Source organism: Novipirellula sp. (genome assembly GCF_041583735.1).
Taxonomy (GTDB): Bacteria; Planctomycetota; Planctomycetia; order Pirellulales; family Pirellulaceae; genus Novipirellula.
The window spans coordinates 1-5,762 of sequence record NZ_JBFHFD010000563.1; the positions used below are offsets into that span (position 1 = coordinate 1).

Here is a 5,762-nt window from a genome sequence, read left to right on the forward strand (position 1 = left end):
ACCTTGGGGTCGGATTGTAGGTCCGCCTCGGAGGTCTCTTTCTGTCCTGCGACGCGAGTGGCAACGCTGATCGCCGCGGCCTTCCATCCGCTGACGCTCGATAGGGCGTCAGCCAACGCGGCACGCAGAACATGAAAATCCATGTGGGCAAAGGTGTCTTCAAACGCCAATCGCATTCGATGGGCATTTGCGGCATCGAGTGTGAAGCGATCTTGCCGTAGATAGCGGTCCAACGTGCGGCCGAGTAGCACCGTTCTCATGATTTCAAGCGGTACACCGCGAATCGAAGTGACCATGGCGATGATTTTGCGAAGCGGAAATAACAAGATTTTCAGCGGCGCTTTCGCCAATAGCCCCAAACATCCTGTCAAGCAACCGCCGCTATTGGAGTAATAGGGTTTCAAGTCGCCAAGCAAATCGCTTCGGTTGTGTGCCGACAACGTGCGTGAGACGACAAAACGCCGACATTGATCGCGGACGAGGTCATCGACGAACGGAACCGGGATAAACCGCGCGGTCGATGATACGATTCCAGCGACTACCCATTGATGGGCCAACCAAGATGAAGATTCGGGCATCGGGAAATCCTTTTTATTTGGCATGGGGGCTATCGGAGTTCATCGCCGGGGTGTCGTCGGCATCGCCTGGCGTCATTCTTTTGTCTTCGTTGCGTTGACTTCCAATAGGTCGAGGTTTTGGTGGGTTCTCGCCCGCAGGCCAGCCCTCACGCTGACGTGTTCGGTCACCATCGCGGTCTTCGGTTTGATCGTGCAGCAACGTCACGTTGGTAGGATACGGCATATCGATACCCGCATCGTCAAGGGCTTCTTTGATATCCGAAATGACTGAATTCCCGACGCGAACGACGTTGGCACGCTCGGGAGCCGTCCACCACCGCGCTCTCAACACCACGCTGCTGCCACCAAGCTCCGTTGCGACCACATCAGCCGCCGGATCGCTAGCCACACCTTCAGCCGATTCAAGCGTGTTTAAGATGATTCTCGCAGCTTGTCGTAGATCGTCACCATAGCCGACGCCGACGTCGTATTGTGTTCGGATCGCATCGTAGGCGGTGTTGACGACCACGGGGTTTGTATAGATCTGGCTATTGGGAATCACGACTCGTTTGCCATCGTATGTCTTGATCAGCGTCGCTCGTGTTTCGATCGACTCGACAGTCCCCTCGTGGTCGCCCGAAACAATTTGGTCCCCGATTTTGAACGGTTCATTCAGCAGGATCAGTAAACCAGCCATAAAGTTTTGTAAAATGTCTTTAAAGGCAAATCCAATCGCGACGCCACCGATACCAAGCGAGGTCAGCAATTTTGCTGGTGTGATCGAAGGAGCCATGATCGTGACTGCGAGGATCAGCCCTACAAAAATCAATGCCCACTGAGCGACTCGCCCCATCACGCGTCCCAGATTCGCGGAACTCTTGTCTTTCGTTGCGCGTCGGACAAACCGCCGTACCAACTTTGCAACAAAGTAGAAAACGGCAAAGACGACAACGCCAACCAACAGGAACGGCAACCGGTCCATAAAACCGTCGATCATGTTGTCGACCGTTCCCCACACCGTATCAAGGCTGACGTCCACTTCGCCTGGGACATCCTCTGGGTCAGCGACTTCTTTGGCCGCTTCGGATGTTGCGGCGTTTGTCCCCGCGTCGTCTTGGGCCACGGCGAGCGCGAACGGAAGGAGAGATAAAGGATTAGCCATTGGTTTGCCTCGCGTGTGATTGGCCTTGCGTGTGATTGCTCACGTGTTGGTTGATTATCCATCACTAGCGGGAACGCAACTCTCATGCCTTTACTTAGCGATGGGTTTTGCTTGCGCTAGGGGGGGCATTTCCTGGCTTGCTGTCGACCATGATGCGTGGTGCTCAACCAAGCTCAAGTCGGAACGAACGGTTTTGAGGCATTTTCATAATTCGTTTCCATGTGGCACGAGAATCGCAATATCAATTCCCTTCGTAACGTAACCCGTGGGTGAATGTCGCCGACGGATGGATCGTATACACACACTCACTTTCTGTTTCGATTGGAGACTCCGATGTTAGGTTGGGCACTTACGTTTTTGGTGATCGCGTTGATTGCGGCGGTACTTGGTTTTGGTGGGATCGCAGGTTCGGCTGCGATGATCGCCAAGGTGTTGTTCGTCGTGTTCCTTGTGTTGTTCATTATCAGCTTGGTCATGGGACGACGTGGGCCGACGGCCTAAAGCGGATGCTGGGCTCGCGATCGCTGCGAAAGATCGATGCTAGTTGCTGTGCTAGTGGTGCAGCGTAAGGTTAATGCCATTTGCTTTGGCACTAACAAAGTGGCTTTTAAAGCGGAGCGGCGCGTGCCGCCCGGCTGTGACGAGTAGCTACATCGAAACAAGTCGCTACATCGAAAGGACACCCGGCGGCGATCGCGGGCGGTGTTCCATCACTGCGGGGCTGTTTATCGCAGGTCCGCTTGTTGTTTTTTAAAAAAACTCATTAATCAAAAAGGATGGCGTGATGTTTTTTCTCGAACCTCTTCTGACTGAGGGTATTGCTCAGTTGTCTTACCTGGTGGGTGACACCAGCACGGGGCATGCAGCGGTAATCGACCCGCGAACCGATGTGGAGGTTTACGAAACGCTCGCTCGTAAGCATGGCGTTTCGATCACGCATATTTTTGAAACCCATATTCACGCAGACTTTGTTTCGGGCAGTCGTTCGTTGGCCGAGCGAATTAGTACTGCGAAGATCTGCGTCAGCGGTGTCAGGGCGGACTACAAATTCGAAGGTGAACCGATCAAGGATGGGCAGGAATTTGATTTTGGTTCCTTTCGGCTGACCGCGCGACACACCCCGGGGCATACTCCAGAGCATCTGTCGTACGAGCTTCGGGAATCGAAGCACGCCGAGATGCCTTGGGCCGTTTTCAGTGGTGACTCGCTGTTCGTCGGTTCGGCTGGGCGGCCCGACTTGCTTGGCGAAGCCGAGACGGAGGGGCTGGCCAAAGATCTGTACAAAACCCTTTACGACTATTATTTGAAGCTCGACGACTACGTCACAATCTATCCTGGGCATGGGGCAGGGTCGGCGTGCGGAGCCGATATTGGGGACCGGATGCTTAGTACGATCGGTTACGAACGACGTACGAACAAATTCCTGCGGTTTCCTGGCTTCGACGCGTTTCGTGCGTTTGTCGTCGATGAAGCCCCGCCGGCACCATGGCACTATCCGATGCTAAAGAAGGTGAACGCAGCCGGTCCTGAAATTATGGATCGTTTGCCCACCATCGCTGCGTTGCCGCCCAAGGAGTTCCGCAAGGTCGCACGCGAGCCAGGGGTCACCATTATTGACACGCGTTCGATGTTGGCATTCGGCGGAGGCCATGTTCCTGGGGCGATCAACATTGGCGCTCGTCCGGAAATGTCGGCTTGGGTTGGTCAGATGTTTGATCTTGATCAACGATTGTTGTTAGTCGTGGACGACGACGACGATGTCGAATCGGTACAGCGACTGATCGTGCGTACCGGACACTCGCAATTCGCTGGCTATTTGGCCGGTGGTATGAAGGCTTGGGAAGTCTCAGGAATGCCACTGCAAAAGCTCGAGCAGATTAGTGTCGAAGAAGTGCATCAAGATCAAAGCAATGGGTCCCACCTGAGTTTGGTCGATGTTCGGTCTCCGAGCGAATGGGAATCGGGGCATCTGCCGGGTGCCGAGCACCACTTTATCGGTGATATGCGAGAGCGGATCACGGGACTTGATAAATCGAAGCGGTACGCTACCTATTGCGCAAGCGGCTATCGCGCTAGTATTGCATCGAGTTTGATGCAGTCGCGAGGCTTTCAGCAAGTCGCCAATATTCCCGGCAGCTACGGTGCTTGGACCGCAGCGGGTTACGAGGTCGAACACGAAAAAGGATCGCAGTCATGATCGCCGAATTTGCTTTGTTGGCGGCGGATGAGGTAGACGCGTTGCAGTACGCGGGGCCTGCTTGGTCGCCCTACTTGGTCGGCGCCTTGATCGGCGTTTTGTCGATGTTGACTTTCTATTTTTCTAACAAGCCGCTCGGAGCCAGTACGGCGTATGCGCGAGTGGCAGGTTTGATCGGTGAGAAGGTTGCACCGGCGCATACCCATTCCCTTGCATTTTTCAAAAAGAAATCTCCCAAAGTGGGATGGGAAGTGATGTTGGTGTGCGGCGTGGTGGTGGGGGCCTTTGTGGCCGCGTGGACCGGCAATGAATGGACCGGGCGATTGCTGCCCGCGATGTGGCAAGACCGCTTTGGCGCCGACAGCGGATTGTTGCGGATCGTGGTGGCGCTAGCAGGTGGCATGATGATGGCATTCGGAGCACGAATGGCCGGTGGATGCACCAGCGGTCATGGGATCAGCGGCACGTTGCAATTGGCGGTCGGTTCCTGGGTTTCTGCGATCTGCTTCTTCATCGGTGGGATCATCACCGCCATGTTGGTTTATGCGATTTAGTTTGGTTTATGCGATTCAGCGACGGGAAGAAATTTATCCAGCGGTCCTAATGACGGAGAATATGATGGCAACCACGGTTCACTCATCGTCGGAATCGAAACTGCAAAGCGAAACAGATGCGGCCGGTGTGCGGACGCTTGCCTTGGGAATGGTCTTTGGGATCGCATTTGGCTTCTTGCTGCAAAAAGGGGGCGTTGCAAAGTTCAACGTGTTGATTGGTCAATTGTTGCTTCAAGACTTTACCGTTTTGAAAGTGATGCTGTCCGCAGTGATCGTCGGCATGATCGGGATTCATTTGCTTCACCGTGCTGGAAAAGTCGAGTTGCATATCAAACCGACTCGCTACGCATCGAACATCCTGGGCGGTTTGTTGTTTGGTGTCGGATTCGGATTGTCAGCCTATTGTCCGGGGACGGGGGCTGCCGCACTGGGACAAGGCAACTACGATGCGATCGCGATGATGATTGGCATGGTAGGCGGCTCGTATCTGTTTGCGGAGTGCTCAGGATGGATCGGCCGCAAGATTGATCCGATTGGCGATCGAGGAAAGTTGACGCTTCATGATTGGTTGCCGATTAACCGCACGGTCGTGGTCGTCGGCAGCGCTATCCTGCTATGTGTCGTGTTGGCGGTCATCGAAACGATGACGGTCCGGTAAAGGCCACGAAGAGAACGAGAGGGCAATGCGTTTCTTGGCTGGAGCCCGGGAACGAGCGGTTTACAACACTTTTTTAAGAGATACGGATGAGCGATACAAACCCACAAATCAACGAACAACTCAACAAGCTCGCGACGCTGTGCTGTGAGCAACTCGAAGGCAACGAGCCCACAACGGCGATGGACGAAGCATCAACCAAGCCGCTGCTGAAGTCGCTACTGATGAGTGGCTTTACGCGTAAAGAGGGAGCCTCGCTACAAGTCGAGATCGAAAACCGTGTAAAAGACCGCTGTCGTGACACGTCGATGCATCGCGGCGGAGCCCTGTCGAGTATCACTGGCAAGCTACAGAAACAGTTCGACGATTTGGCGCGTTGGGAATCAAAGCAGCCCGGCGACGACAGCAAGGCCAAAGCGGCAAATATCAGTTCGGCAACCGACGCTTGATCGTGATTCTGCACGGGGAGAGGGATCATCGACACGCCGCAATCGACTTTAAATTCCGCAGGCCGAGCGTCTGAGGAAATTGCGATTCTGTTCTACTGGATGAGTGCCGGCGCGGTTGCGATCTGGGTGATCGTGATTGGCGTTGCCGTTTACGCTATCTACCAACCGGGACGACATCATCCACGCAC

Annotated in this window: 7 protein-coding genes; 5 read left to right on the forward strand and 2 right to left on the reverse strand. The window is 54.5% G+C overall.

What is annotated here, in order from left to right:
* Both ABX962_RS28330 and ABX962_RS28335 read right to left on the reverse strand, forming a co-directional pair.
* Positions 1–578 (reverse strand): hypothetical protein (locus ABX962_RS28330; RefSeq protein ID WP_372724497.1); only part of this gene is annotated, 578 nt, incomplete at its 3' end.
* A 13-nt stretch (positions 579–591) separates the two neighbouring features.
* Positions 592–1,719 carry a mechanosensitive ion channel family protein gene (locus ABX962_RS28335; RefSeq protein WP_372724499.1) on the reverse strand — a complete coding sequence of 376 codons (1,128 nt, stop codon included), beginning with the start codon at positions 1,717–1,719 and terminating at the stop codon, positions 592–594.
* A gap of 333 nt (positions 1,720–2,052) precedes the next feature.
* Here ABX962_RS28335 and ABX962_RS28340 point away from each other — a divergent pair, with 333 nt between their 5' ends.
* The 5 genes from ABX962_RS28340 (at position 2,053) to ABX962_RS28360 (ending at position 5,574) form a co-directional block, all read left to right on the forward strand.
* On the forward strand, positions 2,053–2,220 hold the full coding sequence (locus ABX962_RS28340; protein ID WP_372724501.1) for a DUF1328 domain-containing protein: 168 nt from the start codon (positions 2,053–2,055) through the stop codon (positions 2,218–2,220).
* Positions 2,221–2,503: 283 nt separating this feature from the next.
* Positions 2,504–3,916 (forward strand): rhodanese-like domain-containing protein, encoded by a 1,413-nt coding sequence (locus ABX962_RS28345; RefSeq protein WP_372724503.1) that lies wholly within the window; start codon positions 2,504–2,506, stop codon positions 3,914–3,916.
* Positions 3,913–4,470 carry a YeeE/YedE thiosulfate transporter family protein gene (locus ABX962_RS28350; protein ID WP_372724505.1) on the forward strand — a complete coding sequence of 186 codons (558 nt, stop codon included), beginning with the start codon at positions 3,913–3,915 and terminating at the stop codon, positions 4,468–4,470. Before ABX962_RS28345 ends, ABX962_RS28350 begins: the two co-directional genes overlap by 4 nt.
* Positions 4,471–4,519: 49 nt before the next feature.
* Positions 4,520–5,128 carry a DUF6691 family protein gene (locus ABX962_RS28355; protein ID WP_372724507.1) on the forward strand — a complete coding sequence of 203 codons (609 nt, stop codon included), beginning with the start codon at positions 4,520–4,522 and terminating at the stop codon, positions 5,126–5,128.
* A gap of 86 nt (positions 5,129–5,214) precedes the next feature.
* On the forward strand, positions 5,215–5,574 hold the full coding sequence (locus ABX962_RS28360) for a hypothetical protein (RefSeq protein WP_372724508.1): 360 nt from the start codon (positions 5,215–5,217) through the stop codon (positions 5,572–5,574).
* The last annotated feature ends 188 nt before the right edge of the window (positions 5,575–5,762 follow it).

Bases quoted from the DNA above. Each gene is read 5' to 3' on its own strand.
- ABX962_RS28350 (WP_372724505.1), top strand. From the start codon at position 3,913: ATGATCGCCGAATTTGCTTTGTTGGCGGCGGATGAGGTAGACGCGTTG.
- ABX962_RS28355 (WP_372724507.1), top strand. From the start codon at position 4,520: ATGACGGAGAATATGATGGCAACCACGGTTCACTCATCGTCGGAATCG.
- ABX962_RS28340 (WP_372724501.1), top strand. From the start codon at position 2,053: ATGTTAGGTTGGGCACTTACGTTTTTGGTGATCGCGTTGATTGCGGCG.
- ABX962_RS28335 (WP_372724499.1), bottom strand. From the start codon at position 1,719: ATGGCTAATCCTTTATCTCTCCTTCCGTTCGCGCTCGCCGTGGCCCAA.
- ABX962_RS28345 (WP_372724503.1), top strand. From the start codon at position 2,504: ATGTTTTTTCTCGAACCTCTTCTGACTGAGGGTATTGCTCAGTTGTCT.
- ABX962_RS28360 (WP_372724508.1), top strand. From the start codon at position 5,215: ATGAGCGATACAAACCCACAAATCAACGAACAACTCAACAAGCTCGCG.